Raw genomic sequence first — 25520 nt, 5'->3', positions numbered from 1 at the left:
TTTGCCCGGATGCCTCCGGCAGATTCAATATGACGGGTCTTTTTAAAGGTCAATTTTTACCGCTAAATAGCTGCCTTACTAACGTTCCTTATCTAAGTTATGACTTTGAACTAACTACTTTCAGTCTTATTAACTTTGTCAGTCAAAAAAAAACAGCTACTTTTGTACCGCCTTAAAAACATTTACTGCCATATCCAATGTCCGTCCAACTACCATCACAATCCATATTCGGCCAGCTCGAAACATTCGGTCATACAAAGGTTGTTTTTTGCAGCGATCCGGATACAGGTTTAAAAGCCATCATTGCTATTCATGATACTACACTCGGCCCTGCTTTTGGCAGTACACGCATGTGGAATTATAAATCAGAGGCTGATGCCCTGAATGATGTGTTGCGCCTGTCAAAAAGCATGACCTATAAATGTGCTATTGCCGGGCTTAACATGGGCGGTGGCTATTCGGTTATCCTCGGCGATTCGCGCAAGGATAAAACGGAGGCGTTGATGCGCAAGTTTGGCCGGTTTATTAAAAACCTTAACGGCGAGTTTATCACATCAGAAGATGTAGGCACCAGCCCGCGCGATATGGAATACATCCGTATGGAAACCGAGTTTGTTACCGGTATCCCCGAAAGTATTGGCGGTAGCGGCGATCCATCCCCGGTTGCTGCACAAGGGGTTTTGATGGGTATTAAAGCATGTGTTAAAGAACAGTTTGGTACTGATACCCTTACCGGTAAATCCGTAATTGTACAGGGTGTAGGCCATGTGGGCGAGCACCTGGTGCGCCTGCTCAGAGATGAAAATGTTAAAGTTTACATCAGCGACATTCAGGAAGAACGCATTGGGCAAATTGCAAAAAAATATGGTGCTGAAGCTATATCAAATAATAGTATATTTGATATAGATGCCGATATATACGCGCCCTGCGCGTTGGGTGGCACCGTAAATAGCGAAACTATTAACAAATTAAAATGCAGCATTATTGCAGGGTCGGCCAATAACCAGCTCCTGGATGAAAGCGTGCATGGCGAAATGCTGCTGGATAAAGGCATTATGTTTGCGCCGGACTATGTGATCAACGCAGGTGGTATCATCAACTGCTATTCGGAATTAAAGGGCTTTAGTAAAAAACGGACCATGCAGCTTACCGAAAACATTTACGAGGTCACGCGTAACATTTTAAAGCTTTCGAAACTCGAAAATATTTCAACTATTGATGCGGCAAATAAAATAGCCGAAAGACGGATAGCTGATATTAAAAAAGTAAAATCATCATATTAATTATAATTTAAACTGTGAGCCAGATGGCTCACCAAATCGTTCTTACACATGTTAAACAGAAGGCACCTAAGGGTAAAAGTATTACAGGCACTGTACGCGTTCCACTCGTCAGATACAAGGGAGATCAATCACCATGAAAAAAACATGTTGCACAGTATCGACCAGGTTTTTGAAATGTATATCTGGATGTTATCATTAATATCCGAAGTGGTTAATTATGCGGCAAACGACAAGGAAGAAAGAGCCAATAAATATTTACCCTCCGCCGAAGACTTGAATGCTGATGTTAAAATACTCAGTAACAGGTTTTTCCTCTCCTTAAATGACAACCGGGACTACCTCATCGCTTTAAAAAAATATAAAGTAGAGTGGCAGTTTGAGCCAGAACTGGCTAAATCGTTATTCACCATTCTTAAAAATTCGCCCGAGTATACTGCTTACCTGGCAAAAACCGACGATACCATCCAAACGGATAAGGACATCATCAAATTCATTTTCAAAAAAGTAATTTTAAAATCATCACTGGCCGAGCAGGTTTTTGAAGATAAATTCATTTTTTGGCCGGTTGATCGTGATGTATTGCAGGCTTTGATTGCCAAAACATTCAAAAACTTTTCAAGCGACGATTACAAACAAAACCACCTGGCCGAAATTACAGGTAACTGGGTAGAAGACCGCGAATTTGTGGTTGATCTGTTTGAAAAAAGCATCCGTTTTGACAGCCCTTACCAGGAACTGATAGCCGCCAAAACTACCAACTGGGAACCAGATCGTATTGCGATGATGGATACCCTGCTGATGAAGATGGCCATTACCGAGTTTATTAACTTTACTTCTATCCCGGTAAAAGTAACTATTAACGAGTACCTTGAAATTTCAAAGGAGTTTAGCACACCTAAGAGTAATTCATTTATAAACGGTATCTTAGACAAGATTTTGATAGACCTTAAGGCCGAAAATAAAGTACGTAAAATAGGCCGGGGATTAATAGAATAACCACATTGCAGAGCATCCAAATGAAGAAATTATTTTTAAGCTTAATAGCCGCAGGTTTGTTATTATCGGCCTGTAATCAATCAAAAGGCAGTGGCCAAACAGCAGCTGCAGACAGCGCGGCAACTACCACCGCCAATGCAGCCAACGCGCCAGTCATGAAATTTGAAAAAGACAGCCATGATTTTGGTAAAATTAAACAGGGGGATAAGGTTAATTACGATTTTAAATTCACCAACACCGGTAAATCGCCATTGATTATTTCAGAAGCGCATGCTACATGTGGATGTACTATACCCCAGTGGCCTAAAACACCCGTTAAACCAGGCGAAAGTGCTTTAATACAAGTAACTTTTAACAGCGCCGGTAAAAGTGGTTTACAAGACAAGCAAATTACAGTTACAGCCAATACAGTGCCGGCCCAAACTATGGTGCACCTTATAGGCGAAGTTTTAACTAAATAATTCAATTAATTTAAACAATGATAGCAACTATTTTATTACAGGCACCGGCAGGTGGTTCAAGTGGTTACGGTATGTTAATACCAATGGTATTAATTATAGTGGTATTTTACTTTTTCATGATCCGCCCACAGGTTAAAAAGCAAAAAGATCAAAAGAAATATGTGGATGAACTAAAAAAAGGCGACAAAGTAGTTACTACAGCCGGCATCCATGGTCGTATCATCGATCTTAATGATACCACATTTTTGGTTGAAGTTGAAAATGGTAAGATCCGTTTTGATAAATCAGCAATATCTTTAGATGCTTCAAAAGCATTAAATACACCTGCAGTAGTAAAAGCTTAAGCTTTTATGAGCAAGGATGTAAGGAGCAAGGAATAAGGACTGAAAGACAAAAGACTAAAAACCTTAAAAGGCGAAAGATGACCGGTAATTTTACCTTAAACTTTCGCCTTTATGCTTTTAAAAAAGTCTTTGACTATTAATCCGTTATCCAAAATCCTTGATCCAAAAATCTTTGATCTTTGATCCAGAAATCCTTGGTCCTTGATCCAAAAATCCTTGATCCAAAAACATGGCTATAGTAAAATTATCCACAACAGAACGGCGACGGCTTTCGGCATTTTTTACCTGCCTGGGGCTGGCTGTTATTGCATGGATATTTACTACGCTATCTAGCCCTTTGCCATATACTGTTGATGAAACTATAGCTTATAAAAACGCTCCTCAAAAACGCGCTTTTCATTCCTTACAGGCCGATACTATTAAAGCTACTATACAGGGTACGGGTTGGCAGATGCTGTTTTCGAGGATGAAACCCGAAAGCAAGCCGATTACGGTGGATCTGGCTTCGCTGGAGACCCGCAATTATGTGGTGTTAAGCACCCAGCTTAAACAGATCAACAACAAGCGGGAGGCCAACCAACAGATCACTATTATTGATCCCGATACCCTATATTTTGATTTCAGCAACCGCTTAACCAGGAAAGTACCTGTACAGGCCATGATGAACATCAAGTACCAAAAACAGTTTGCAGTATCGGGCAATGTAACTATAAAACCGGCTTATATAACCGTAAGCGGCCCGGCAGACCGCCTGCAAAAAATCAGCGCATGGAAAACCGATTCTATACAGGCAGCTGATGTTAATGAAACCATAGCTACCCGTGTAAATTTACAGGCGGTTAATGAAGGCAATTTAAATATCTATCCCAAAACGGTACAGGTAATTATCCCGGTTGATGAGTTCACCGAAAAAACTCTGGATATTCCTGTTAAGCTGATCAATAACCATCATTTTGATAACGTTAAGGTTTTTCCGCAAAAGGTTAAGGTTACTTTTACAACCTCACTGAACCGATATAAGGATATGACCGAAGACCTGTTTGAAGCCACTGCCGATCTGGACCTTTGGCGCGATCATGGCTATTCAACCCTGCCTGTACAGCTAACCCGTTTCCCCCCGTTTTGTAAAATAGTGAAGGTAAACCCGGCTAATATTGATTTTATCATTAAAAAATAATGCTTAAAATAGGTTTAACAGGTAATATAGGCAGCGGTAAAACCACCGTAGCCAAAGTTTTTGAACTTTTAGGGATCCCGGTTTTTTATGCTGATGACGAAGCCAAAAACGTGATGGTTACCGATACCATCCTGGTTGATGCCATCAAACAATCCTTTGGCCCCGAATCTTATTTTGAGGATGGCACACTTAACCGTAAACATATTGCAGACATTGTTTTTAATAACAACATCCAATTGCAAAAATTAAACGCGCTGGTACACCCGGCAGTTTTCAGGGCTTTTGATAACCTGGAAGCAAAGGCCAAAGGCGCACCATATATTATAAGAGAGGCCGCCATACTATTTGAAAGCGGCTCCTATAAAACTTGCCAACGCACCATAGTAGTTACCGCCCCGCTTGATATACGTATTGCGCGTGTAATGCAGCGCGATGGCATTTTACGTACCGAAGTTGAAAGCCGTGAGGCCCGCCAGATCTCGGAAGAAGAAAAGAAAAACATGGCCGATGATATCATTATAAATGATGATCATCAGCTGGTAATTCCGCAGGTGCTTGCGTTGCACAATAAATATTTAGCAATGGCTAAAAGTTTAAACCTGGTACATTAATAATTAAACCAACCGAAAGCTATCCCAATAAACAAATCTTAGCTTTTTGCTTTACGCATTCGGCTTTTAGCCTAAAATATATGATACTTGATGATTTTGTACTGATAGATGAAAAGGGCCTGTACTGCAAATACGGTGATTTTTATCTTGACCCTAAATTACCCGCAAAAACCGCGGTAATAACCCACGCCCATGCAGACCATGCCATAAGCGGCAACAACGAAGTTTTTTGCACAAGGGCTACGGCATCTGTTATGCAGTTACGGTACGACCGCACAGCGGCCAAAGTTTTCAATATTATCCCTTTTAATGAATCGTTTAATGTTGGCAATGTAAAAATAACCTTGATACCTGCCGGCCACATGCTGGGTTCGGCCCAGGTGTTAATGGAATATGATGGGACCCGCTACCTGTACACCGGCGACTATAAACTACAGCCCGATGCCACCTGCGAGCCTATAGAATGGGTAACTACCGATGTACTGATCACCGAAAGCACCTTTGCCGATCCGGCTGTAATTCATCCCGATCCGGTTGAGGAGATCAAAAAAATAAACGCTATTAAAAGCAATATCCTGCTGGGTGCATATGGCCTGGGTAAAAGCCAAAGACTCATCAATTTAATAACCGAGCACGCGCCACAGAAAAAGATCCTGGTGCATCATAAAATTATGCCCATTAATGCCATTTACGAAAAGTTGGGATTTCATCCCGGTAAATATCAGATGTATGGCCGTAAGCTGATGAAGGTACAGGACGAGTTTGTGTACATCGTACCGCCATTTACGTTTGATAGCTACATCAGGGCTACCGGTGTAAAACGCCTGTTTGCCTCGGGCTGGAAAAACCTGCAGGTAAACAACCAGGATACCCTATTCATATCCGACCATGTGGATTGGAATGATATCCTGGAAACCATAGCTCGCACTCAACCCAAACAGGTATGGACCCTGCATGGCGATGGCAAGCATTTAAAAAATCATTTCAATAACCAGATATTTGTAAAAATTCTCAACTAATGTTGCATGAGGGAGTTGATTACTACATAAACGAGGATGGCAACTTTGTTTTCACAAAGCAGTATCACCTTAACCGGGGCTATTGCTGCAAAAACAAATGCCTGCACTGTCCCTGGGATTATGGCAAGCCTAAAATACCTGACAACAAGGTGGATACAAAGAATATAAACTAAGCGAATATCGATAGCTCATTTGAGGTAACAACAATTTAAAAATAAATAAAGATATTTGCACTTTAGTCATTAAAACTATTATGCGGATAGACGACGAAATACAAAGTACAAAGTTTGAGGATAACTATCATAAGGTAGCTATTAATATTGCCTATACTTCGGGTTGGCTAAACAACTTTTTCCGCTGTCATTTTGATAAGCATAACCTTACGCAGCAGCAATTTAATATCCTGCGGATATTAAGGGGTCAATACCCTAAGCCGGCAACAATCAATTTACTGAAGGAGAGGATGATTGATAAAATGTCTGACGCCAGCCGTATTGTTGACAGGTTGATGCAAAAAGAACTGGTTTCGCGCTGCACCAACAATAAAGACCGCCGCGCGGTGGATATCCGTATCAGCGAGCTTGGTTTGGAAACCCTGGCCAAAATGGACGAAGAATTTAAGACCCGTGAAGTACTTAAAGATAATTTGAGCCCCGAAGAAGCAGGCCAACTCAGCGATCTGCTGGATAAGCTGAGGGGATAGAGTGTTGGGCTGAATCTATTTTTTTGTCATCCTTGAGCGTAGCGAAGGATCTGTTATTCGCCATGCTTCTTCGCCCTGTAAAGTTTGTTAATAGATCCTTCGCTACGCTCAAGGATGACAAAAGTTTTTTTTAACTTATTTCGGGAAGGCACACCCCCTCCTAAAAATGCCCCCTTATTTTACCAAAGATCTCTGCATCATACAATTCTCTTAAATGCTGATGCACATCTGCCGACAATGGCGACAAAGCAGATGCCTCTACGTTGCTATTGACCTGCGATACTTTTGATGCACCGGGTATCACCGTGGTCACTTCCGGATGATCCAATATCCAACGGATTGCCCATTGCGGCATGCGGTTATCTGGTAGCAAGCCTTTTATTTTTTGCGATAGCTTCACCCCTTCTTTAAACTCAATGCCCGAGAATGTTTCGCCGGTATTGAAGGCATCGCCATTGGCATTATAATTACGATGGTCATTTGCTGCAAACTGTGTTTGCTCGTTAAACCTGCCCGATAATAAACCGCTGGCTAAAGGCACGCGAACAATAATAGCAACACCTTTTTCTTTTGCCCTGGCAAAAACCTCATCGGCTACGTGCTGCCTAAACAGGTTAAATATGATCTGTAAGGATGCTAATCCCTCCTGCTCCAAGCAAATTAAAGCCTCCTCTGATGTTTCTACACTGGCACCAAAATGGGTTATCAATCCCTCCTGCTGTAAGCCGCGCAAATGATCAAAGACCTTACCAGTCTTCATTTCGTCCGTTGGGATGCAATGCAGTTGTTCTAAAAATAATTGCGGCACATCTAAATGCTTTAGGGAATCTTCTACGTTCCGCTTCATCACATCATAAGTGAAATTTTGTGGCCAGCCATTAGGGGCATCACCTCGACGACCGAGCTTTGTGGCTACAAAAACTTCTTTATCAATAGTTTTTAAAAACTTACCGATAACAGATTCGCTCACGCCCATGCCGTATACGTCGGCAGTATCAATAAAATTACCGCCGGCATCAGTGTAAGCTTTCAATATGTTAAAAGCGTCTTCTTCGTTAACATTCCCCCAATCAGCACTACCTAATTGCCAGGTGCCCAAACCTACTTCGGCTATTGGAGTGTTTTTAAAATTTCTGTAGTTCATTTGAATTTAATTAATCCCGTTATCGCGAAGTAACTTACTGCTACTGTATATTCATCATCTGCACATTTGAAATCTGAAATCTGCACATCTACCCCCTCGTTTCCTCGTGCAGGATATCTAAAATAGACGGGGTTACCCTGCCAAAGAATGAGATCCCGGCAGCACCATTTTTCAACGCATATTGTATGCCGGCCCGCACCTCTTCATCATTTTTAAAATCAGAAATATACAACCCTGCATATAGCGGAAACTTTCCGTCCAGGAAATGAACACCCTCGGCTACCGCGTCGCCTATCCAGCTTACGCCTTCTTTATAAAAACCGTGGTATATCATTGGACACACACCATCCAGGTGAAAGTTTGTCCAATCTTGCCGAACGTTGCGGCGGGCAACCTCAGGGGTTGGGAAAACTGCCGCCGTGATTGTTTTTTTATGTTGTTTGGCTATTGCCGAAATACTGTTAACCACCCTGATGATATTACCATACCTGAACAACCGCCAGGAAAGACTGGCATCAGGGTATTGGATAGCTTTTACATCCTGGCCGTATTGCTCTTTAAATTTAGCCTGGCATACCTCGCAATAGCAATAATCATATTCGGGCAGTTCTTTGGTCTGCTCAATTTTATATTTATCCCAAAGGTTTACCGGTAGCACAACGTCGCAATAACGCACATAATCCAGGTGAATACCATCTACGTAATCCAGCGCCAAGATCTTATCAACCGTACTGGTTAAGTAATCCTGCACCTCGGGGCGCGATGGGCACAGCCAGCGGTAGTATGTTACGTAGGGCGGTTTATCGGCGCATGAATCGCCGTTACGGTTCTTGCTATACCATTCCGGATGCGTGGTAAGCAACTCGGCGCGGTTAAAGGTCCATATCCAACGGTGAGCTTCTATTCCGGCTGCCTTAGCCGCCCGGAAATGCCTTTCACTGTCGTTTTCAAAAAATATCCCGGTTATCCCTTTTGCCTTATAAGTCGCATAGTTGACCTTCAAATCCTCGTCTGCATCTTTCAGGTTCGGGTTTATCCAGATCCAGTTTTTCTTTACTTTTTTCTTTGCAACCGGAGCATTTACCGCAGCTGCATTGCTTAATAAAGGTAATTGGGAAGCAACGCCGGCCAACAAACCGGCTTTTAAAAATTGGCGCTTATTCATGGGTGTATCGGTTTTAATTGTTCTATGAAACCTTCCTGGTTTATGGTATAGGTTATGTTAGTTTTTTTGTCCGTTACAGAAGCATCAAACTGACTTTTGGTAGCTTCTAAACTCAGTTTATTACTAATCCCCGCAATATCATATTTGCCCTTTATACCCAATTTACCAAGCGAGGATGCATATTCATGGTGTTGCTTGTACCATAACTTTTCGCGGTAATACACCAGCCACAGGTATTTCTTCTGTTCCTCGGCATAAGGCATGGTAAATACCACATCATCAGCCTCATGTTTGCTAAACAGCAGGTATCCCCAATGCTCGGGACTATGCATATTAATCTCGCCCTGCGATGACCATACCCAATTATGCTCGGGCTGATCATGGCCGGTAGAATCTTTAAGTTTTACGTTGCGGCCATCAACAATTTTGGTATCATACTCCACCCTCGAAAAATTAACGCGCCATATAGTTCCATGCCCGGGCGGTGTGGATTTAAATCCCATGGTGACAGCACGAAACGGAATAGCCATTTCAACCGTCCAACCCTTATCGGTATCAGTTGTGTTATTTAACGTACCCTGCACCTTTACTGCCGATAGCAGCCCATTTGCATCCCATCCTATAAGTCCGCCTCCGTTGTTACGATAAGGCTTATTTAAAAACAGATCGAAAATAGTGTTCAGCGCATTCACTTCAATTTCATAATAGTTATGAGTGGTAGATGTTGGATCAATAAACAACTCAAAATCATTATCGTGATATACGATATCATCATGATTTTTTAATGTAGCCCAAACCTGCGGATCATTAATACGGGCGGCTATATAAAGATATTGATCGTCCCAAAGCATTTTTACATTGGTTTGCAACGGGGGCCTGGGTTTCAAATCACCCTCAATATCCACAAAGTCGCTGGTCCATTTTGCCTGTTGCCATATTGCATCGTCAATATCCCCGTCAATAACCGGCGGCTTAGCAATGTATTTTACCACATAATTTTGTGGAACGGCAAACAAGTTTTCGAGTCCCGCAAATGGTGATTGAGCCGTTGCCAGCTGCGGTGCAAGCAATACGGCAGTTATTAAAACTGCTTTTATATAACTCTTTATTTTAAATATGGTGGTCATTAACTGCCCAGTTCCAATATACGGTCAAACTCCTCGCGTTTCAGCGCCATCACAGATAGGCGGCCCTGGCGTACCAAGCCAACATCTTTTAGCTGTTCATCAGCTTTTATTACCTCAAGAGTTACCGGTTTTTTAAGCGTTTCAACCGGCGAAAGATCAACTACCACCCAGTTTGGATCTTCGGTAGTAGGATCCTGGTAAAACTCTTTTACTACTTTGGCTATCCCTACCACTTCTTTACCATCATTACTATGGTAAAACAGCACCAGATCGCCTTCCTGCATCAGTTTTAAATTATTGCGGGCCTGGTAGTTACGTACGCCATCCCAAAAGGTACGTCCATCTTTATTAAATTTTTCCCAGCTATATTTTACGGGCTCACTTTTTACTAACCAATGCTGCATCTTACTTTAAATATGTATGCGTAAAGATGTTAAAAAGCTGCGATAAGTTAAGGGGACTTTTGTAAAAAGATGGCGATGTAGAAGATTTGAAGTACAGTCTATTTCCCGAATTTGAGAACCATAATATCCGTTCTGCCTTTTTTAAATTCTACGTAACAAAGAAAGGTTAACAACCATGAATTAGAAATATTACCGCTTGATTTTCGCATGCCAGGGGGCTATTTATATTTACATATATTTCGGCTGTTATATATTTGTATTCATTATTTACGTAATTTTCAGGCAATCTTGTCTTAAGATTAAGGTCGAATTTAAAAAACGAGTAATTAACCCTCTTGATATTAAATATTTAAATCAAACCCCACCTCATATTATGATCTATAAAGTTCTATCAAAAGTCGAACAAATTTGTGCTAAATATCAGGGGAAAGGCTGGGGTGCATCTACAATTACCCAGGAAATTAAAAATGTATCAAAGTTTTTAAACAAGCCAAAACTTGCCATTGATATTGGCGGTAATGTTGGAGAGTATGCGGATCAATTAAGACAAAAGTTCGCCAATCTTGAAATCCATCTGTTTGAACCATCATTAACCAATTACGATAAACTGGCAAACAGGTTTAAAAAGCACGAAAATGTCATCATTAACAGAATGGCCATATCTGATCATAGCGGATCATCAGAGCTTTTCTCAAACGAGGCAGGCTCGGGGTTAGCCAGTTTAACTAAAAGACGGCTTGACCATTTTGGCCTTGATTTTAATATCTCGGAAACGGTTGACACAATTAAATTTGAAGATTACTGGAAATCAAATCTTGCTATGCGGGAAATTGATTTAATTAAAATTGACGTAGAAGGACAGGAACTTAAGGTATTAAATGGTTTAGGAGAATCAATAACTCAAACTAAATTAATTCAGTTTGAGTTTGGAGGCTGCAATATTGACTCCAAAACTTATTTTCAGGATTTTTGGTACTTTTTTAAGGAGCATTCATTCAAAATTTACCGCATCACTCCCATTGGACTCGAGCATATTCGGCAATACAATGAATATGATGAATATTTTATGACCACCAATTTCCTCTGTACAAATAATCAGTAGTGATATAACCCCTTACTGGGGAGAGTACCTGTTTTAGACTATTGCATACTTTGCGTTTTTGAAGCTCCGGGAAACTAAGGATACAGAACTCAAAACTGTTTTTACTACTATTCCAATAACCTATATCGCATATTATGAAAAAGATTATTGCCATACTACTTTTTGTTTTTACCGTAACAACAATAAAAGCTCAACATCATTTTGAAAAGGTGGATGAATGGTTGACAGCTAATGCAGAAAAAATGGGAGGCCGGTGTATCCTGATGGTTTATAAGGATGGGAAACTAATTTACACCGGCGCGAAGGAAGACATGAGCATGAAGCAAAGGTTTGCCACCAAAATGATAGCCCGCAAAATGGGCAAAACACCAAGCCTGGACGGTTTTGTCCCCGCCACCAAAATACCGGTAGCCAGCTGCAGCAAATGGCTTAGCGCCACTTTAGTGATGACCTTTGTAGATGAAGGTAAGTTAAAGCTTACCGACACCGTTGGCAAATACTTGCCCGTACTTTCAAAAAGCGGTAAGGGTAGTATTACTATTAGTGAATGCCTTTCGCACCTCACTGGGATAAAGGCCCCGCCCATAAAGGAAAGTTTGCAGGAAATGAAGAACATCCACAGCATGGATGAGGCCATTCAAAACATAGCCGATATGCCTGTGGAAGGTAAACCCGGAGCCATGTTCAGGTACAGCAATGTAGGTTTGCAGATTGCCGCAGCTGTTATTGAAAAAATAAGCGACAAGAATTTTGAGACTCTGTTTGCCGACCGTATTACCGGCCCATGTGGCATGGTCAATACCGATTTCGGGAAAGGCCCGGTAGCATTTCCGGCAGGAGGAGCATTAAGTACCCCTGCCGATTACCTTAACTTTTTGGTGATGATACTTAATAAAGGATCATTTAATGGAAAACGCATACTGAGTGAAAAAAGCGTAAACGAAATGCAGGTTGACAGGATAACCCCATCGGTAAAAGTCGCCTACACTCCGGAAGAAGCGGGCAATGCCGGATATGGTTTTGGCGAATGGGTTTTAAAAGCATCAGGTCCGCAAAACCCAACCCCCGCTATCAGCAGTCCCGGTTTATTCGGTAGCTTCCCCTGGATAAATAACGACAAGCATTATGCCGCTTTTTTAATGTGTTTTTATATTAAAAATGAGGGCAGGCATGAACGCTATTACGCGTTAAAGCAGCTGGTGGATGAGGCGCTATGAAGATTCAAAATCTTTTTATTCATATATACCACCCGCGAGGTTAGCGAAGCGTAACTCGTGGGTTAAGAAAATATCGTCATTGGGAGGTATAAAATTTTTCCACTCCGAAGGGGAATTAACCTTTTTAAAAGGCTTGTCATCCTGAACGCAGTGAAGGATCTATTCGCAGATTTACAAGGCGAAGAAGCATGGCGAAAAATAGATCCTTCACTCCGTTCAGGATGACAAAAGGTGTTTTTTGTAAACACACCATTGGTAGGTACCTTACAGCAATTGACGCTAATTTATATCTTATTATCTAAGAGCTCTTAATCTCTATCAGGTTTAAAAGCCCCAATACTAATAGTTGTTGGCACTCCCGATATAATCTCCTGGGCTAACAACCCAGTCGCGGCGCCTAAACTCAAACCCATCATTCCATGGCCTGTTGCTATGGTGAGGTTACTGAATTTATTGCTCCTGCCAATGTAAGGCAATCCATCTGCAGATGATGGGCGGAAACCAAACCAGATATCTTTTTCGGCCGGAACCGCGGGTTTTAAATCGGGGAAATATTTGGGTACCGATTCTACAATCCCCTTTACCCGGTTCATGTTGATGCGGCTGTTGATCTTATCCAGCTCCATGGTACCGCCATAGCGCAAACCACCATTCATAGGGGTTATGGCAACACGGGCTTCGGCCAACAGGGCTGGGATCTGCATAGATGGCACAGCCTCGTTTACATTAAACGAGTAGCCTTTGCCCGGCATCATCAGTATTTTTATACCCAACAACTTGCCAATAACCGGCGACCATGAGCCACCTGCAATAATATATTCATCGGCAGTAAACTTTTCATCCAGTGATAAAACTCCGCTTACTTTACCGGCATTAGTTTCAATTTTAGTAACCTCCTTATTGGTAACCAGGTTTACACCCGCGCCTTTAAGGTATTTTACCAAAGCCGCCATTAGCTTATTTGGCGATAGATGCGCATCGCAGCGGTAATGCACCGCGCCCAATACATCAAGCTTAAGATTGGGCTGCAGTTTAACACAATCAGCTGCACTAAGCACGGCCATATCTAAACCTAATTCACGCCCTTTTTGCGCCATGTGGGCTTCTTCTTCTCCTGCTTTTTCTGTTTTATAAAACATCAGGATACCTTTCTCTACCAAATCGAAATTAAAACCTGGCTCTTTGCTTAAATCCTCATAAAGTTTTTTGCTTAACAGGGAAAGCTCTGTTAATGGAACCGCCGACCGCTCCACATGCCCGGCATTGGCTTTCTGTAAAAATTTCAGTCCCCAGGAAATTAATTGAGGATTTAGGGATGGCTTAACATAAAACGGACTCTTGCTGTTAAACATCCAACGGATTCCCTGCGTAACCATACCGGGAGTTGCAAGCGGAATAAAATGACTTGGCACAATCATGCCTGCATTACCGTAAGAGCAGCTATCAGTCATATCGCCTTTATCAAGTACGGTAACCTGGTGGCCTGCCTTATGTAAATAATAAGCCGAACTTAAACCAACTATTCCACCACCAATGATCAGCACTTTTGCCATATTTTTAAGCTTAAAACCCAAAGCACAAAGCTGAAGGGCTTATTTTTTGAATAATTCAATCATTACCGTCATTGCGAGGCACGAAGCAATCCCTAAGCTTTACAGAGCTAATGGGAAAGTGGCGGACCTGCTTATCCGATTTGCTTGTGTAGAGATTGCTTCGTTCCTCGCGATGACGTATTTACTAAAAAAGCTTTTGTCATCCTGAACGATAGTGAAGGATCTATCCTCCGCTATACTTCTTCGACCTGTACAGTCTCCGAATAGATCCTTCGTTCCTCAGGATGACAAACTTTTCAAACGTCATTTTCCTTTCAGTGTCCTCCGGATAGTAAAACTCGCAATGACGATTTAATTGTTTTTTTAACTCATTCTAATTTTACCTATATCACCTGGAAACCATGCGCGTAGGGATCATCATCATCTATCTTGATGGTGTTGTAGCCGTAAACTTTGGCCCAGCCTTCCACACTCGGGATAATGGCATCAATATCATTGATCTTAACCACTTCCTCAACCCTGCCGGTAAATTTACTGCCTATGATACTTTCATGAATGAAAGGCTCACCAACTTTCAGTTTGCCTTTGGCAAACCATTGCGCCATACGTGCAGATGTACCCGTACCGCAAGGCGACCTGTCAATGGCTTTATCGCCATAAAAAACAGCGTTGCGGGCGGTAGCATCGTCGGATAATGTAGCACCGGCCCAAAGGATGTGCGTACAAGTATTGATAGTAGGATCCTGCGGGTGAACAAATTGATATTTCTCGTTGATGCGTTTGCGCAATACCTGGCTCCAGGCGATCAGCTGCCCGGCAGTATAATTTTCAATGCCGGCAAAATTGGGCTGCGGATCAACAATGGCGTAGTAATTGCCGCCGTAGGATACATCAATGGTAAGCGTACCCAGATCCGGGCATTCTACCTCCAAATTTGTGGCGGCAAGGTAAGCAGCCACATTAGTAAGTTTTACTGATGTTACCTTTTTACCTTCCTGCTTATATTCAATTAACACCAGGCCGGCAGGCGCTTCCATACGCACTATACCCGGTACCTTCGGGCTTATCAACCCTTCTTCAATAGCAATGGTGATAGTGCCTATAGTGCCATGCCCGCACATAGGCAGGCAACCGCTTGTTTCTATAAACAATACCGCCACGTCATTTGCAGGGTCATGAGGCGGGTACAATATACTGCCCGACATCATATCATGCCCCCTGGGCTCAAACATTAGCCCGGTGCGTATCCAGTCATACTCTTTTAAAAAGTGCTGGCGCTTTTGACTCATATTATCACCCTTTAGCGTAGGGCCGCCACCAGCCACCAACCTCACCGGGTTGCCGCAGGTATGCGCATCTATACAGAAAAATGTTTTACTACTCATATATAAGCTGAAAGCTTCTATTAATTATTCACAGAAGATTATTAAGCTTCAACTTCAGTTAATTTTCCCCAGCTGCCTTCAGGTAATTCCGGGCGAACAGCTAATGCATCGTTAATGATCTTTAGTACTTTGGCACGCTCATCGCCAATTAGTGGCAAACGCGGGGCACGTACATTCTCGGTACCTATACCGGTAGCCACTTCGGCCAGTTTAATGTATTGTACCAGTTTTGGGTGGATATCCAGCTCAAGCACCGGTAAAAACCAACGGTAAATGGTAAGTGCTTCGGCTATTCTTCCGGCTTTTACCAAACGGTAAATGGCCACTGTTTCTTTGGGGAAGGCATCAACCAAGCCGGCAACCCAGCCATCGGCACCCATCACCAAACTTTCCATAGCCAATGGATCAACACCTGTAAACACCGCAAAACGATTACCAAAACGGTTAAACATGCGGGTGATGTTGGATACATCGCGGGTAGATTCTTTTACCGCCTGGATGTTTTCATAAGCAGCCAGCTGCTCAAACATATTCAGGGTAACTTTAACCTTATAATCAACGGGGTTATTGTAGATCATGATTGGCAGCGTTGTACTTTTGGCAACCGCGCCAATATAGGCAAGTGTTTCACGCTCTTCGCTGTTGTAACGCATTGGCGGTAGCAGCATCAGGCCATCGGCACCGGTATCAAAAGCTCTTTGGGCACAGGCTACAGCGGCTTTGGTAGTTTGCTCGGCAATGTTTAAAATCACCGGCACCTTACCGTCCACATAAGCTATGGTATGTTTTAATAACGCAAACTTTTCATCATCGCTAAGCACACTGGCTTCGCCCAATGATCCGCCTAAAATAAAGCCGTCAACGCCGGCTTCAAGCTGTGCATTTAAGTTGATGTCAAAAGCATCAAAATCAATTTCGTCACTATCGGTAAACTTGGTTGTTACCGCAGGGAATACGCCTTTCCAGTCAAAAGTTATCATTCTTAAATATTTTTATCAAAAGTAATACAGTATCATATGTTATTGAACTAACAATTTAGCAATCATTAGCCATATTTTAGCAAGAATGACCTCTTTTTGCATAAGAAATAATGGAGGAGCGATATTTTGGGTTAAGATATGGCTAAGCCATCCCCAAAAAGGGAAACCATTAAAACCCGTGTCAAAATAAAAACTTCGTCTGCAGGGGATAATTAACGGAGCTTTCTTATCGATGAATTTCTGATCTGCAAATCCGTTTTTAAAATAATAGCCTGTGATTTTTCTGGTATAGATAACGCGCTAAGTTTTTTTAATAAAACGGTTATCACATTATCTGCAATTGCCTCAACAGGCTGGGCTATGGCCGATATGGACGGTGAGTGCAATTCAAACACATCATGATCATCAAAAGATATTAATGCGATATCGCTATGCACTTGTATATTGAGTTCTTTCATAATTTTAAGGCAACAGATACCAAGGTGATTGTTCCCCGAAAGTATAGCATCAATATCCTGATGTGTTTTTAAAAAATCACGCAGTGGCTCCAGGATCAATTCGTCGTTTTGGTTAAAGGCTATCTCTTTTACTACAGCCTCCAAATTTTCGCTCTTTATAGCTTCCTCATACCCTTTTACACGATCAACCATTTGTGTTTGCGATGATAAAAAGGTAACAAAAGCTATCTTCTTAAACCCCTGTTCAATAAAATGTTTTGTTGCATTGTAAGCGCCGAAGTAATTATCCACCTCTACAAAATCTGTATTCACTTTTGGCAAGTGCCTGTCAAATAATACCACAGGCATTCCATCGTTTATCAGGGATTGTATATCCTCCTCTATCCCCTCGGGCGGGGCCATGATATAACCATCCACATGCCTGTCCCTAAACATATCTATCAGCTCCCGGGTTTTGTGGGTATCATTATCGGTACTGCAATAAATAATTTTATACCCATTTTTGTAGGCGCGGTCTTCAATCAGCCTTGCTATACTTGCAAAAAACGGGTTTGATATATCCTCCACCATTAAACCGATGGTATTGGATTTACCTGTACGTAAACTTTTAGCAAGGGAATTGGGCTTGTACCCCACTTCGGCAACATACTTCATTACCCGCTCAATCAATTCGCTACTGATCCGCTTTTCCTGTGCACGCCCGTTCAAAATAAATGAAATGGTAGTTTTTGATACGTTTAGCGCGTTAGCAATATCAACAATTGATAATTTCTTTTTCACCCGTTTATATTAGTTATTTTAAATATAGGTTAATATATCAAATTGAATTTATAACGCGAAACCTTCAACCGATTTATTTTAATTACAATTCGGTTTACTTATTTTAACTAATAATACCTTGCCAAACAGGGACTTTTAGTTCGATAAAATTCAACAAAAAAATGGCCCCTCACAATTTGCAGGAGCCATTTTAAAAATTAAAACTTATAAAACTTTAAGGCTTTGTTTTACTTAAAACCGAGATACCGGCATCAATATACTGCCCTCCTACTGTTTGGTGGCAATAAATAGCGATCACATTTTTACCATTGAGGTTTAACGCGGCCTTGCTTTCTTTACTCATGGGTGCAACGGCATAGCCAGATGTAGCGCCATCAATAGTTGCAGCTTTAACGCCGTTGATATACACCTCGCAATTTTCATCATGGTGAATATATAAAACAAGGTTGTCTCTGTCTATATTTTTCTTTTCGTTTAAGGTGAATTCCTGCCTAATCCAGATATCATTGGTATTCCACACCGTTTTAACGTTAACGCCCGGTGTAAAGCTTGTGCCAAAACCACCTAAGCCGGTTTTCCACGCGGCATTATTAAACTTACCCGCAAACCAGCTTTCACCTGGTTTATCAAAGGTGTATTTCCAGGTGCGGCTATCAGTTTGGGATGATGGCAAAACATCGTTGATGTACAACTTATCATTAATTACTTTGGTGTTTGATGCTTTGATTTTTGCTACGCCGCCTTTATCAATAGCCCTGTCATAAGTAAGCAGGCCATTCAATTCTACTTCCACATCGGTAATCTCGGTGTATACTGCCGCGCTTAAACCTTTATTGGTTTTGTATAGCACCAGGTCGTTGGCATAGGTATCGTACAAGTTGGTATAATCTTTTTGGTTATCAATCATGATATACGTAGGACCCGATTTCCAGATATGGCCCGGTATAATATAGCCAATACCACCATACTCGCCACAGGCCAAAACCTGTGTAGTGCTTGCCGGCGCGGCCGGTGGCGGGTAGCTATGAATATCCATATAATCGCCCACGCCAAAATGGCCGCCGCCACTGGCCTGGTTAATTAAGCGGGAATCATCAAGCTTGCGCACCATATTTACCAATTCCGGTGTATTATGCTGCCCCTGGCCTTCGTTAAATACCACCCAGGTAACAATACTTGGCGAGTTCCAGTGTGTTTTTACCATACGGGTAAGCTCAGATGCATAGGCGACAGTATCAACAGGCGGGGTATGCTCGGTATAGGAGTTTGCTGATGGCATATCCTGCCAAACCATTAAACCCAGCTTATCGGCCCAATAATACCAGCGGTACGGCTCCACCTTGATGTGTTTACGCACCATATTGAAACCGTAGTTTTTAATCATTTGCAGATCGTTTTTTATAGCCGCGTCAGTCGGCGCGGTATAAATTCCATCGGGCCAGAAACCCTGGTCAAGCGGACCGATCTGGAACAGGAACTTATTATTCAGGAACAGTTTTTTGTAGCCGTCCTCTACCCCTACAGAGATTTTGCGCATCCCGAAATAGCTGGAAACAGCATCTACCGTTTTACCATCTTTTTGCAGGCTGATATCCATATTATACAGGAAAGGTGAATCTGGCGACCATAGCTTTGCATTTTTTACGGGCACACTAATTTCTTCATCCGCATTGCCTGTAATGGTTTGCACCACGTTTAGCCCATCTTTTACTTTGATGGCAACGCTATAACCAGCGCCACTGCCCCCGGTATTTACTGTAAGCTTAACCACCGATTTATCGATATCGGGCGTGATCCTGATATCATTGATATTGGTTACCGGCACAGGTTCAAGCCAAACTGTCTGCCAGATGCCCGTAGTGGGCGTATACATAATACCCTGCGGATGCAGACTTTGCTTCCCTCTTGGAAAACCGCCATCATCGGTAGGGTCAAAAACCCTTACGGTTATTTCCTGCGGACCAGCACCTTTGAGGGCCGAAGTAATATCATAGCTAAAAGGATCATATCCGCCGGTATGCACCCCAAAACTTTTACCATTAACAAAAACTTCTGATTCATAATCAACAGCGCCAAAATGCAGCAGGATATGCTCGCCCTTCCAGGTGCTTGGCACAACAAATTTACGGCGGTACCAAAGCCTGTCATGATGCTCCATTACGCCCGAAAGCGCGGACTCAACCGGGAAAGGCACCAGTATTGATTTTGATAATTTACCATCAGGTACAGCATCACCGGCGACACCGGGTTGATATTGCCACAGCCCGTTAAGGTTAAGCCATTTTTCGCGGGTCATTTGTGGCCTTGGGTACTCGGGCAATACACTATCCGGATTTACATCTTTGGCGAAGCGGGTCATCAACACCGCTTTTTTAGGCTGCCATTGCTGGGCAAACAAAAGGGAAGGCATAGCTATAATAGCTATGGATAAAAGTTTTTTAATGTTCATAATTTAAGGTCGATGCAGGTTGTTAGTCCAACTCCTTATTCCTTTAAAAAAAGTCACAGGGGTATGGTTCAGGTTACTTTTCGCTAAAATTATATTAAAAAATGAACCAGCTTTAGTATGGATGAACGATTGATTTGTTTTGAAGAAAAGTTGATACGATTTGTAGGACGCCTGCACTTCCGGCAAAAGATAAATTAAAAAGTCAATTCAAAAACCACAGCATTTCACTATAAAAAACGAAGCCCGGCATTACACCAGGGCTTCTGTTCATAAGGGTATCAATAGTTAATTAAAGTGCGGCATGTTGTGCTGTGAAGTATGTTTATACCCCTGGTACAGGTATTTGATTTGATATTGCCTGTTTGCCCTGTCAAAGGTGATCAGGTCGGCATCCTGGTGAAAGTTACTTTCTATATTGTACCGAAAACCGCGTTCGGCAGCGAAGCTTTTATAAATATTTTCAAGCGTTAAGCTTAAAACAGGTTTTGTTGTACTTACACTGTAAAAATACGTTTCGATCGGTTTTGGACCCTTCCCTTGTTGAATTAACTGATCCTTGCTGTAAAGCAGAAAACCGGCTGTATCCAATACACGGTAAGCCTCGTTCTGGCAAAACCTAAAATCATGGTTATCCTGGCGGTAGCCGAATATTTCATTTTTAGATAGTTTGATTTTTTTGCCCTGAACGGTAAGGCTTACATTTTTGCCCTCTAAAAAACCATTCAAGTGCATTTTATCATTTGCACCTAAAACATAGCTCAGTTTACCGGTATTATAGTCTTGCTCTGTTAAATAAATGCCGGTACTATTTATTTTGCCTTGAGCATATAGCAAGTTGACCTGCACGCTGATCACCATTATGGCGACAAGCATTTTAATTGATTTTTTCATTTCATTCTGAATTTATTGTTATGATATACTATTTGTAGATAGTAGCTTATTAAAAAGCCGGGCGGCAAAACCCGGCCTCCAACCTTTACTAAACTTAGCCAAACAATCAAGCGTAAGTTATTGCCGGTTTTTATAATGTTTTTGGCGAATTAAAATCTTACCAGTAACGCTGCGATGAACCTTGTCTCTGAATTAACCAGGTCTGGGACAAAATTCCCTACCGGGGTAGTATTATAACCATCCGGCGAAGTAACACCACCATGGCCTGCAAAATATGGCACATTAGCATGACGGTGCACAACCTCCATTCTAAAAGTGAGGTAATCGTTTGGCATTAAATCAACTGTGGTTGAATAATCATAAGCCTTAAATTTATCGCCGGGATTGGCAGAGAACGGATGGGTACCTATAGCACCGGTACCAATAGCCGGGATTGGATTTGCATCGCCTGTTGGATATAATACCAGGTAACGGCCGGGGTTATTCATAAAACCACCGCCAACTGTCCAGCCTAAATGGCCTTTTGCCATTACCATTCTGTGATAAAGCATAGCGCTGGCAAAATACTGTGCAGGGCCTTTAACCGGATCGGATGTGAAGCCGTTAACGCCATCGCCTTTTTCATCGCCAAGGTCGCCGGTTACAGAGAAGGCAGCGCTGTTTACAAACGAGTTTTTATTATTGCTTTTGAAATAACGAACCTCGATACTGTTATCTGTGTGGAAACGTTTACGGCCGGGCTTGTCCTGTGTATCGGCACCATAATAGTTGTTTGTTAAAACCTGCAACCACTCTTTTGGGCGCCATAGTATTTGGCCGCCTATACCTGGCCTGCTATTAAACATGCCGTATGACTGCCAACCGTTAATAAGCCAAGGCTCAATCTTTAACTTATCTGATACAAAGATCTGGACACGTACACCGTTAAAGAACCACGGTGTATTATCTGATGTAAATGATGGTTGGTAGGCCCAGTTCTCGGCATTGTAATAGGAGAATAAGCCAACGTATGACATGAATATACCTGCATCAACGTTGATACCGTTCAGCACGTTAAAATGATAACCGGCATTGGCCTCGCTCAAATAACGATAGGCTGTTGAAAGATCAAACTGGCCACGGGTAACGCTAAAATCATTACGGGGCACTACAGTGGACCGTGTACCAAATTGGGTAAGTAAACTTGCGCGTACATTATCGTAATGGAAATCGCCACCAAACGCTACGGTTGAGATTTCAAACTCATGGTCGCGGGCTAAAGCGGTTGAACCAACTACGGTATGGTCAACGGGGTTATTGTTTGATGCGGTGTAATTGAAATCTAACAAAAAACGGCCGGTAAAATATTTGGTATCCAGCAGGGCTTTGTGCCTGCGGTCGTTACCATTTAGCCAGGTAAAATCGCCAAAGGCAAATGGCTCGGCTTTGGTTTTTACAGTATCTTTAACGGAGGTGCTATCCTTTTTGAGGGATACTGCCTGGTCCTGGGAATAGGCAGTAGTTAATAAAGTGCCTAAGAAAATTGATAAGAAAAATTTTTTCATTTTAAATATGGATATTACTTGTGAGCATAAAGGGCAAAGCGCTTTTGCTTTTTAATGCTCTGCCCTTTTTTGCTGTGTTAATTGTGGCATGGCTGCCAATTGCTATTCCAGATTTTGAGACTGGTTTGTTTTAATTTGATTATCAGGGAGATAATTATTCAATTACGATTCTTCGTTTGCGGATACTGCTAAAATCTTCTCATTTTGTGATGGTAGCTTTCTCATCCTGATCAGTTCATGAGTATCTGGTACTCCTCTATTTTGCGGTAAAGGGTGGCAAGCCCTATCCCCAGCACGCGGGCTGCTTCGGTTTTATTGCCTTTAACATACTTCAATATTCTGCGGATATGGTGTTTTTCCACGCTGTTGAGGTCGAGCGCTACCAGGTCATAGTAGCCACCATTATGAAATTCATTGGGTAATAATTTAGGGGTAAGCATTGGCTCATCCATCAGGATAATTACCCGCTCAATCACATTTTTTAGTTCCCTGATGTTACCATTCCACTTATGCTGGTTAAGCAGCTTAAAAAAGCGCTCATCTACACCCGGCTGTTTTTTCTTAACCTTGGCCGAGTATAGTTTTATAAAATGCCGGGCAAGTACCTCTATATCACCTACCCGTTCGCGCAGTGGTGGCAAAACAATAGAAAACCCCGACAGGCGGTAAAACAGATCCAGCCTGAAATGGCCTTCCTCCGATTCCTTTTGCAGATCGCGGTTCGTAGCGGCAATCAGCCTTACATTTACTTTGGTAGTTTTGGTTTCGCCAATTTTTATGAACGTGCCGTTTTCCAATACCCTTAACAGTTTAGCCTGCAGGTCGTGGCTCATTTCGCCCAGTTCATCTAAAAAAATGGTGCCGCCGCTGGCTTCTTCAAACAATCCCTTTTTATCTTTTATGGCCCCGGTAAATGCGCCGGCCTTATAGCCAAACAGCTCACTCTCCAGCAACTCTTTACTAAAAGCGCTGCAGTTTACAGCTACAAAGGGTTTATCTTTTCTTAAACTTTCTGTATGAATGGCTTCAGCAAAAACCTCTTTGCCGGTACCGGTTTCGCCGAGCAGCAACACCGTAGCATCTGTTTGGGCTACCTTTTTGGCCAGGTCCACGGCTTCCAATATCGCGGGCGACTGCCCCAAAACTATCGGGAAGCCATGTTGTACTTCGCTCTGTTTTTGTAATTCACTCACCTGGTATTGCAGGTTGGCTTTATCAATGGCTTTACTTACCAGGGGAATGATCTTATCATTGTCATCACCTTTGGTAAGGTAATCAAAGGCCCCGTTCTTGATGGCCAAAACCCCATCACTTATGGAACCAAAGGCCGTAAGATTGATGACTTCTATATAAGGCTTTATCTTTTTTATTCGCTCTACCAGGTCGACCCCATTAGCATCGGGCAATTTTACATCGCTTAATACTACCCTTATATCTTCACGCTCAACCAGGCGGATCCCTGCTTTGGCGCTGGAGGCCTGCATTACGTTATAACCTTCCAGCACCAGGATCCTGGCCATCAATTCGCTGAGCTTTACCTCATCATCAATTATTAATATGTTTGATTTCATTTTTGTATTTGTTGGGATTATTGATCAGCATCAGCGGCAAAGTATCCAGTAACCTGATGTATAAGCTGATCCCTTTTTTGATCTCTTCGAGGTAAATAAATTCATCCGAAGAGTGCGACCGTGCCGAATCGCCCGGGCCTATCTTAACCGAGGGCACCGATAGCCAGGCCTGATCAGAAGTAGTTGGCGAGTTATAGGTTTTGCATCCTATGGCTATGCCTGTTTTTACGATAGGATGATCCATCGGAACAGAAGACGCGCCCAATGAGCCCGGGCGCACTTTTACCTGGCATGACACATTCTTTCTAATCACATCCAGGATTTGCTGTTGCGTATAGGTATCATCATTGCGGATATCCACCGTAAACTCACAGCGGGCCGGTACAATATTATGCTGCAAGCCCGCTTTTATGGTGGTAACCGTCATTTTAACCGGCACCAATCCTTTTAACTGCTGCGGAAACTGGTAGCTGCGGAACCACTCCAGATCTTTAAGGCATTTATGAATAGCATTATCGCCCTCTTCCCTTGCTGCATGCCCCGAGCGCCCGTTGCTGATACAATCAATAACCAGGTTGCCTTTTTCGGCAACAGCCATTTGTAATAGCGTAGGTTCACCAACTATGGCCAGCTCCAGGTTGCCTAACAGGGGCAGAATACATTTTATACCGTTTTCCCCGGAATTTTCTTCTTCGGCAGTTATAGCCAGGCATAAGTTAAATCCCAGGCCGTGGTAACTGTAAAAATGCAGAAAGGTAGCTACCAGCGATACCAGGCATCCCCCGGCATCATTACTGCCCAGGCCATAAAGTTTCCCTTCGGCTATTTCCGGGCAAAACGGATCTTTGGTATACCCCTCGTTTGGCATAACCGTATCCAAATGAGAGTTAAGCAGTATTGTCGGTTTGGTTTCATCATAAAACTTATTATAACACCATAAATTATTTCCTTTACGCTTTACTTTAACTGAATAGCCATACAAATATTGATGTACAATATCGGCCACATCACTTTCATCCCCGCTAAACGACCGGGTTTTGATCAATTGCTGCAATAAGGCAACAGATTCGCTAAAAAAATGAGGGTTTAAGGGCATGCCTTCTCCAACTCTTGAAAGGCTCCGCTGGTTTAAATCATTTATCATAACCATGTTCAA

General features: G+C 42.4%; 24 protein-coding genes. 11 read left to right on the top strand and 13 right to left on the bottom strand.

All coding sequences use genetic code 11. The features are described from left to right. The first annotated feature begins 197 nt into the window (after positions 1–197). From AC1DYB_RS13160 to AC1DYB_RS13120, 9 genes are all read left to right on the top strand, one after another. Positions 198–1283: a Glu/Leu/Phe/Val family dehydrogenase gene (locus AC1DYB_RS13160; protein WP_295712151.1), complete on the top strand. Its 1086-nt coding sequence runs from the start codon at positions 198–200 to the stop codon at positions 1281–1283. 48 nt (positions 1284–1331) lie between these two features. Further along, positions 1332–2279: a transcription antitermination protein NusB gene (locus AC1DYB_RS13155; RefSeq protein WP_477435510.1), complete on the top strand. Its 948-nt coding sequence runs from the start codon at positions 1332–1334 to the stop codon at positions 2277–2279. Positions 2280–2299: 20 nt separating this feature from the next. Beyond that, a complete protein-coding gene (locus AC1DYB_RS13150) occupies positions 2300–2740 on the top strand; it encodes a DUF1573 domain-containing protein (RefSeq protein WP_295712145.1) in 441 nt (146 codons plus the stop codon). 17 nt (positions 2741–2757) lie between these two features. Beyond that, positions 2758–3084, top strand: coding sequence for a preprotein translocase subunit YajC (gene yajC, locus AC1DYB_RS13145; RefSeq protein WP_295712144.1), 327 nt, complete (start codon positions 2758–2760; stop codon positions 3082–3084). Positions 3085–3313: 229 nt separating this feature from the next. Further along, positions 3314–4261 (top strand): CdaR family protein, encoded by a 948-nt coding sequence (locus AC1DYB_RS13140; RefSeq protein ID WP_295712141.1) that lies wholly within the window; start codon positions 3314–3316, stop codon positions 4259–4261. Beyond that, positions 4261–4872, top strand: coding sequence for a dephospho-CoA kinase (gene coaE, locus AC1DYB_RS13135; protein WP_477435507.1), 612 nt, complete (start codon positions 4261–4263; stop codon positions 4870–4872). The genes AC1DYB_RS13140 and coaE overlap by 1 nt, the downstream gene beginning before the upstream one ends. An 80-nt stretch (positions 4873–4952) precedes the next feature. Continuing rightward, positions 4953–5891, top strand: coding sequence for an MBL fold metallo-hydrolase (locus tag AC1DYB_RS13130; protein ID WP_477435505.1), 939 nt, complete (start codon positions 4953–4955; stop codon positions 5889–5891). After that, a complete protein-coding gene (locus AC1DYB_RS13125) occupies positions 5891–6064 on the top strand; it encodes a DUF5522 domain-containing protein (RefSeq protein ID WP_477435503.1) in 174 nt (57 codons plus the stop codon). Before AC1DYB_RS13130 ends, AC1DYB_RS13125 begins: the two co-directional genes overlap by 1 nt. An 80-nt stretch (positions 6065–6144) precedes the next feature. Continuing rightward, on the top strand, positions 6145–6594 hold the full coding sequence (locus AC1DYB_RS13120) for a MarR family winged helix-turn-helix transcriptional regulator (RefSeq protein ID WP_295712130.1): 450 nt from the start codon (positions 6145–6147) through the stop codon (positions 6592–6594). A gap of 160 nt (positions 6595–6754) precedes the next feature. On the opposite strand, the gene AC1DYB_RS13115 is transcribed toward AC1DYB_RS13120, so the two are convergent. The 4 genes from AC1DYB_RS13115 to AC1DYB_RS13100 all read right to left on the bottom strand — a co-directional run bounded on the left by AC1DYB_RS13115 (position 6755) and on the right by AC1DYB_RS13100 (position 10434). Continuing rightward, on the bottom strand, positions 6755–7738 hold the full coding sequence (locus AC1DYB_RS13115) for an aldo/keto reductase (protein ID WP_477435500.1): 984 nt from the start codon (positions 7736–7738) through the stop codon (positions 6755–6757). An 88-nt stretch (positions 7739–7826) separates the two neighbouring features. Next, a complete protein-coding gene (locus tag AC1DYB_RS13110; RefSeq protein ID WP_477435498.1) occupies positions 7827–8903 on the bottom strand; it encodes a family 10 glycosylhydrolase in 1077 nt (358 codons plus the stop codon). Further along, the gene (locus tag AC1DYB_RS13105) at positions 8900–10030 is read right to left on the bottom strand and encodes a carbohydrate-binding family 9-like protein (protein WP_477435496.1); all 1131 of its coding nucleotides are present in this window, start codon (positions 10028–10030) and stop codon (positions 8900–8902) included. Before AC1DYB_RS13105 ends, AC1DYB_RS13110 begins: the two co-directional genes overlap by 4 nt. Next, positions 10030–10434, bottom strand: a complete 405-nt coding sequence (locus tag AC1DYB_RS13100) for an EVE domain-containing protein (RefSeq protein ID WP_477435493.1) — start codon at positions 10432–10434, stop codon at positions 10030–10032. The genes AC1DYB_RS13105 and AC1DYB_RS13100 overlap by 1 nt, the downstream gene beginning before the upstream one ends. 373 nt (positions 10435–10807) lie before the next feature. Here AC1DYB_RS13100 and AC1DYB_RS13095 point away from each other — a divergent pair, with 373 nt between their 5' ends. Both AC1DYB_RS13095 and AC1DYB_RS13090 read left to right on the top strand, forming a co-directional pair. Beyond that, complete coding sequence (locus AC1DYB_RS13095) at positions 10808–11536, top strand: FkbM family methyltransferase (RefSeq protein ID WP_477435491.1); 729 nt, start codon at positions 10808–10810, stop codon at positions 11534–11536. 134 nt (positions 11537–11670) lie between these two features. After that, complete coding sequence (locus AC1DYB_RS13090) at positions 11671–12753, top strand: serine hydrolase domain-containing protein (RefSeq protein ID WP_477435489.1); 1083 nt, start codon at positions 11671–11673, stop codon at positions 12751–12753. A gap of 308 nt (positions 12754–13061) precedes the next feature. Here the strand turns inward: AC1DYB_RS13090 and AC1DYB_RS13085 are convergent, their stop codons facing one another. The 9 genes from AC1DYB_RS13085 to AC1DYB_RS13045 form a co-directional block, all read right to left on the bottom strand. After that, entirely contained in the window at positions 13062–14306 is a 1245-nt protein-coding gene (locus AC1DYB_RS13085; RefSeq protein WP_477435487.1) for an NAD(P)/FAD-dependent oxidoreductase, read from the bottom strand. Positions 14307–14689: 383 nt separating this feature from the next. Continuing rightward, entirely contained in the window at positions 14690–15691 is a 1002-nt protein-coding gene (locus AC1DYB_RS13080) for a 4-hydroxyproline epimerase (RefSeq protein ID WP_477399831.1), read from the bottom strand. 41 nt (positions 15692–15732) lie between these two features. Beyond that, positions 15733–16671, bottom strand: a complete 939-nt coding sequence (locus AC1DYB_RS13075) for a dihydrodipicolinate synthase family protein (protein WP_477435485.1) — start codon at positions 16669–16671, stop codon at positions 15733–15735. A 212-nt stretch (positions 16672–16883) separates the two neighbouring features. Then, complete coding sequence (locus tag AC1DYB_RS13070) at positions 16884–17909, bottom strand: LacI family DNA-binding transcriptional regulator (RefSeq protein WP_477397965.1); 1026 nt, start codon at positions 17907–17909, stop codon at positions 16884–16886. Positions 17910–18123: 214 nt separating this feature from the next. Then, positions 18124–20358, bottom strand: coding sequence for a glycoside hydrolase family 2 protein (locus AC1DYB_RS13065; RefSeq protein ID WP_477435483.1), 2235 nt, complete (start codon positions 20356–20358; stop codon positions 18124–18126). A gap of 285 nt (positions 20359–20643) precedes the next feature. Next, positions 20644–21249: a hypothetical protein gene (locus AC1DYB_RS13060; RefSeq protein ID WP_477435481.1), complete on the bottom strand. Its 606-nt coding sequence runs from the start codon at positions 21247–21249 to the stop codon at positions 20644–20646. Positions 21250–21398: 149 nt separating this feature from the next. Beyond that, entirely contained in the window at positions 21399–22793 is a 1395-nt protein-coding gene (locus AC1DYB_RS13055; RefSeq protein WP_477435479.1) for an outer membrane beta-barrel protein, read from the bottom strand. A 230-nt stretch (positions 22794–23023) separates the two neighbouring features. After that, a complete protein-coding gene (locus AC1DYB_RS13050) occupies positions 23024–24364 on the bottom strand; it encodes a sigma-54-dependent transcriptional regulator (protein ID WP_477435477.1) in 1341 nt (446 codons plus the stop codon). Beyond that, positions 24339–25508 (bottom strand): M20 family metallo-hydrolase, encoded by a 1170-nt coding sequence (locus AC1DYB_RS13045; RefSeq protein ID WP_477435475.1) that lies wholly within the window; start codon positions 25506–25508, stop codon positions 24339–24341. The genes AC1DYB_RS13050 and AC1DYB_RS13045 overlap by 26 nt, the downstream gene beginning before the upstream one ends. Between the last annotated feature and the right edge of the window lie 12 nt (positions 25509–25520).

The sequence above is a fragment of the Mucilaginibacter sp. P2_A4 genome, from assembly GCF_056405015.1.
This window is presented reverse-complemented; position numbering and strand designations above follow the sequence as displayed.

What these genes read in the sequence shown, in the direction of transcription:
- AC1DYB_RS13125 (WP_477435503.1), top strand. Translation starts at nt 5,891, where the DNA reads ATGTTGCATGAGGGAGTTGATTACTACATAAACGAGGATGGCAACTTT.
- AC1DYB_RS13055 (WP_477435479.1), bottom strand. Translation starts at nt 22,793, where the DNA reads ATGAAAAAATTTTTCTTATCAATTTTCTTAGGCACTTTATTAACTACT.
- AC1DYB_RS13045 (WP_477435475.1), bottom strand. Translation starts at nt 25,508, where the DNA reads ATGATAAATGATTTAAACCAGCGGAGCCTTTCAAGAGTTGGAGAAGGC.
- AC1DYB_RS13155 (WP_477435510.1), top strand. Translation starts at nt 1,332, where the DNA reads ATGTTAAACAGAAGGCACCTAAGGGTAAAAGTATTACAGGCACTGTAC.
- AC1DYB_RS13150 (WP_295712145.1), top strand. Translation starts at nt 2,300, where the DNA reads ATGAAGAAATTATTTTTAAGCTTAATAGCCGCAGGTTTGTTATTATCG.
- AC1DYB_RS13105 (WP_477435496.1), bottom strand. Translation starts at nt 10,030, where the DNA reads ATGACCACCATATTTAAAATAAAGAGTTATATAAAAGCAGTTTTAATA.
- AC1DYB_RS13130 (WP_477435505.1), top strand. Translation starts at nt 4,953, where the DNA reads ATGATACTTGATGATTTTGTACTGATAGATGAAAAGGGCCTGTACTGC.
- AC1DYB_RS13140 (WP_295712141.1), top strand. Translation starts at nt 3,314, where the DNA reads ATGGCTATAGTAAAATTATCCACAACAGAACGGCGACGGCTTTCGGCA.
- AC1DYB_RS13095 (WP_477435491.1), top strand. Translation starts at nt 10,808, where the DNA reads ATGATCTATAAAGTTCTATCAAAAGTCGAACAAATTTGTGCTAAATAT.
- yajC (WP_295712144.1), top strand. Translation starts at nt 2,758, where the DNA reads ATGATAGCAACTATTTTATTACAGGCACCGGCAGGTGGTTCAAGTGGT.
- AC1DYB_RS13120 (WP_295712130.1), top strand. Translation starts at nt 6,145, where the DNA reads ATGCGGATAGACGACGAAATACAAAGTACAAAGTTTGAGGATAACTAT.
- AC1DYB_RS13090 (WP_477435489.1), top strand. Translation starts at nt 11,671, where the DNA reads ATGAAAAAGATTATTGCCATACTACTTTTTGTTTTTACCGTAACAACA.
- AC1DYB_RS13060 (WP_477435481.1), bottom strand. Translation starts at nt 21,249, where the DNA reads ATGAAAAAATCAATTAAAATGCTTGTCGCCATAATGGTGATCAGCGTG.
- AC1DYB_RS13050 (WP_477435477.1), bottom strand. Translation starts at nt 24,364, where the DNA reads ATGAAATCAAACATATTAATAATTGATGATGAGGTAAAGCTCAGCGAA.
- AC1DYB_RS13080 (WP_477399831.1), bottom strand. Translation starts at nt 15,691, where the DNA reads ATGAGTAGTAAAACATTTTTCTGTATAGATGCGCATACCTGCGGCAAC.
- AC1DYB_RS13115 (WP_477435500.1), bottom strand. Translation starts at nt 7,738, where the DNA reads ATGAACTACAGAAATTTTAAAAACACTCCAATAGCCGAAGTAGGTTTG.
- AC1DYB_RS13085 (WP_477435487.1), bottom strand. Translation starts at nt 14,306, where the DNA reads ATGGCAAAAGTGCTGATCATTGGTGGTGGAATAGTTGGTTTAAGTTCG.
- AC1DYB_RS13075 (WP_477435485.1), bottom strand. Translation starts at nt 16,671, where the DNA reads ATGATAACTTTTGACTGGAAAGGCGTATTCCCTGCGGTAACAACCAAG.
- AC1DYB_RS13160 (WP_295712151.1), top strand. Translation starts at nt 198, where the DNA reads ATGTCCGTCCAACTACCATCACAATCCATATTCGGCCAGCTCGAAACA.
- coaE (WP_477435507.1), top strand. Translation starts at nt 4,261, where the DNA reads ATGCTTAAAATAGGTTTAACAGGTAATATAGGCAGCGGTAAAACCACC.
- AC1DYB_RS13065 (WP_477435483.1), bottom strand. Translation starts at nt 20,358, where the DNA reads ATGAACATTAAAAAACTTTTATCCATAGCTATTATAGCTATGCCTTCC.
- AC1DYB_RS13100 (WP_477435493.1), bottom strand. Translation starts at nt 10,434, where the DNA reads ATGCAGCATTGGTTAGTAAAAAGTGAGCCCGTAAAATATAGCTGGGAA.
- AC1DYB_RS13110 (WP_477435498.1), bottom strand. Translation starts at nt 8,903, where the DNA reads ATGAATAAGCGCCAATTTTTAAAAGCCGGTTTGTTGGCCGGCGTTGCT.